The organism is Amycolatopsis pittospori, assembly GCF_013870525.1.
GTDB classification, from domain to species: Bacteria; Actinomycetota; Actinomycetes; order Mycobacteriales; family Pseudonocardiaceae; genus Amycolatopsis; species Amycolatopsis pittospori.
The window spans coordinates 1-3,797 of sequence record NZ_JACBXD010000185.1 but is presented as its reverse complement, the minus strand read 5'-3'; the positions used below and the strand labels follow the sequence as shown (position 1 = coordinate 3,797).

The window sequence follows — 3,797 nt, the reverse complement described above, 5'->3', positions numbered from 1 at the left end:
CGTGATCGCTCGTGCCTGGTGCGATGTCCTGGGCGTCGCCGAAGTCGGGCATACCGACAACTTCTTCGACGCGGGCGGGCATTCGCTCGCCCTGGCCCGGGTGCACGCCCAGGTCACCGCCCGGCTCGGCCGCCGGATCCCGATGGTCGACCTGTTCAGCCACCCCACCGTCCGCGCCCTCGCCGCGCACCTCCACTCCGACGGCGCCGCCGTTCCGGAGCTGGCCCGTGCCGCCGAACGCGTCGCCGCCCGCCGCGGCCGCATCCAGACCAGAAGACCCCGTCGCACCGCCGGCCCGGCCGGCCCCGGATAGGAGCACCACCGTGACCCACCTTCCCGAAACCGGCACCGGCGATCCCGGAGCCGAACCGATCGCGATCGTCGGACTGGACGTGCGCGTGCCCGGCGCGCGTGACGCGCGGCAGTTCTGGCGCAACCTCGTCGACGGCGTCGAGTCGATCGTGCCCGCCACCCGCGAGGAGATGATCGCCCGCGGCGCCGAAGAGGCCACTGTGGACGATCCGAGCTGGGTGAACGCCACCACCGTGGTGGACGGCTTCGACGAGTTCGACGCGGAGCTGTTCGGCATGACCAGCCGCGAGGCCGAGATCACCGATCCGCAGCATCGGCTGTTCCTCCAGTCGTGCCACGCCGCGCTGACCGACGCGGGCTACGACCCGGCCCGCTTCGACGGCGCGATCGGCGTCTACGGCGGGTCCGGGGGCACCGGCTACCTGAAGGAGAACCTGCTGCGCAATGAGCGGATCATGGCCTCGCAGCACGGTGGTATCGGTATCTCGACCGGCAACCAGCCGAGCTACCTGACGACCTCGGTGTCGTACAAGCTCGACCTGCGCGGCCCGAGCCTCGCGGTGTTCACCGCCTGCTCGACGTCCCTGGTCGCGGTGCACCTGGCCTGCGAGGCGCTGCGCAACGGCGAGTGCGACATGGCGCTGGCCGGCGGGGTCAACCTGGAGATGCCGCACGGCATCGGCTACATGGGCGTCGACGGCTTCACTTCGCCGGACGGCCACGTGCGCGCGTTCGACTCCGGCGCCAACGGCACGGTCTGGAGCAGCGGCGCCGGGGTCGTGCTGGTGAAGCGGCTGTCGCAGGCGATCGAGGACGGCGACCACATCCGGGGCGTCGTGCTGGGCAACGCGATCAACAACGACGGCGCCACCAAGGTCGGCTTCTCCGCGCCCAGCGTGGCCGGGCAGACCGAGGCGGTCGCGCAGGCCGTCGGCATGGCGGGTGTCGACCCGCGCACCATCGGCTACGTCGAGGCGCACGGCACCGGGACCGCGCTGGGCGACCCGATCGAGATCACCGCACTGTCCACTGTGTACGGAAACGAGGTCGCGGACACCGGCTGGTGCGCGATCGGCTCGGTGAAGTCCAATATCGGCCACCTGTCGCAGGCGGCAGGAGTGGTCTCGTTGATCAAGGCCGTGCTCGTCATGGAGCACGGGCTGATCCCGCCGACCATCAACTACCACGAACCCAACCCGGGTATCGACTTCCCGGCGACCCCGTTCTACCCGGCGCGCGTGGTGACGAAGTGGGAAGCGGGCCCGGCGCCTCGGCGGGCGGGCGTCAGCTCGTTCGGCGTCGGCGGTACCAACGCGCACGTCGTGCTGGAGGAGGCGCCGGTACTCGAGCGAAACCGGACACCGCACCCGGCTCACCTGCTGCGGGTGTCGGCCAATACCGCGGAAGCGCTCTCCGCCTCGGTCGACAGGCTGGCCGACCGGCTGGCCGGGGACGTCGATCTCGACCTCGCCGACGTGGCCCACACCCTGGCCACCGGCCGTACCGAATACCCGCACCGCGCGGTCGTCGTCGCCCGTGACCTGGAGGACGCCGTCGACGGGCTGCGGGACTCCCGGCGCCTCGTGTCCGCACAGGCCGGGGAGACGAACGTGGCGTTCCTCTTCCCGGGGCAGGGTTCCCAGTACGCCGGGATGGGCGCCGAGCTGTACGACACCGAGCCGGTGTTCGCCGCGGCCGTCGACGAATGCCTGCGATTGCTCGAACCCGAACTGCCCGAGCTGCGAGACCTGATCTTCCGGCCCGGTGGAGAGCAGGCGCTGCGGGAAACCCGCGTGACCCAGCCCGCGCTGTTCGTCGTCGAGTACGCGTTGGCGAAGCTGTGGGAGAGCTGGGGCGTGCGGCCCGCGGCGATGATCGGTCACTCGGTCGGCGAGTACGTCGCCGCCACCGTCGCCGGGGTCTTCACCCTGCCGGACGCGCTGAACCTGGTCGCCACCCGCGGCCGCCTGATGCAGTCGATGCCCGCCGGCGCGATGCTGGCGGTCCAGCTCGACGAGGCGAGCGTCGCCACGCGGCTGCCGGACACCCTCGCGGTCGCCGGGGTGAACGGCCCCGGCACGTGTGTCGTGGCCGGGCCGTCGGACGCGGTCGCCGACTTCGCGGCGACGCTCAAGGCCAGCGGCGTGCAGTGCCGCGAGCTGGTGACCTCGCACGCGTTCCACTCGCCGATGATGGATCCGGTGCTCGCCGAGTTCACCGGGGCCGTCGCCGCCGTCGTCCGCACCGCGCCCGCGCTGCCGTTCCTGTCGAACGTCACCGGCGACTGGATCACCGACGCCCAGGCCACCGACCCCGCTTACTGGGCCTCCCACCTGCGCCAGGCCGTCCGGTTCGGCGACTGTGTCAAGAATCTGTTCGCGCGCGGCGGCCGTTGGGCGCTCGTCGAATGCGGTCCGGGCCATCAGCTGTCCGGGCTGGCCCGCGGCCAGGTCCCGAAGGGGATGCCCGCGCCGCAGCCGAGTCTGCCGGGCCGTACCGAGCGGATCGGCGACGTCGAAACACTCTATGGCGCGGCCGGTCTCTTGTGGACGAACGGAGTTTCACTCCAGGCACGGACGTTCGGTGCGCCCGGCACCCGCGTTCCGCTGCCCGGCTACCCGTACGCGCGTAAGCGGTACTGGGTCGATCCGGACCCGATCACGGCCGTCCGGCCCACGCGGCCGAGCGGTCCGCTGCCCCTGTCCGAGTGGTTCGCGGTCCCCGCGTGGCGGCAGGCGGAACCGGACCTGAGGCGTGAGCCCTTCGCGAACGCGCTCGTCTTCGCCGCCGACGACGTCCTGTCCGGCCTGCTGCGCGACGCGGGTGTGACGGTCACCGAGGTGCGTCCCGGCGACGGGTTCTCCGCGACGGAGACCGGATTCACCGTCCGGCCCGGGGTGCGCGAGGACTACGACGCGCTCGTGGCCGCGCTGCCCGCCCGGCCCGAACGGGTCGTGCACGCCTGGACACTGGCCGGGGACGAGCGTGGCATGGCCGCCCAGGACAACGGGTTCTTCAGCCTGCTCAACCTCGTCCAGGCCTGGGGCGAGCCGGTGCGGATCGACGTGCTGAGCAGCGGCACCGCCGATGTCACCGGCACCGACCTGACGCGCCCTGAGCACGCGACCCTCGCGGGCATCGCCCGGGTGGTGCCGCTGGAGGCCCCGGGCACGGTGGTGCGCCGGATCGACGTTATCGACGTTATCGACACTGACGACGCCGTCCGGCCGCAGGACCTGGTCGCCGAGCTGTTCCGCCCGGCCGACGCGGCGGCCGAGGTCGCGCTGCGTGCCGGTCGTCGCTGGGTGCTGGATTACAGCCAGCTGGAACTGCCCGCGACCGCCGAGCCGGTGTTGCGGGACGGCGGCCGGTACCTGATCACGGGCGGGACCGGCGGCATCGGCATCACGCTCGCCGAGGACCTCGCCCGTCGTGTGCGGGCGAAGCTCGTGCTGCTCGCCCGCACCGCGCTGCCGTCGCGGGTG

2 protein-coding genes are annotated in these 3,797 nt (G+C 72.3%); both read left to right on the top strand.

The window, feature by feature from the left end:
• Positions 1-313 (top strand): acyl carrier protein (locus H5J31_RS40350; RefSeq protein WP_181777762.1); only part of this gene is annotated, 313 nt, incomplete at its 5' end.
• Positions 314-323: 10 nt separating this feature from the next.
• The coding region (locus H5J31_RS39475; protein ID WP_181777761.1) for a type I polyketide synthase at positions 324-3,797 on the top strand (3,474 nt) is incomplete at its 3' end.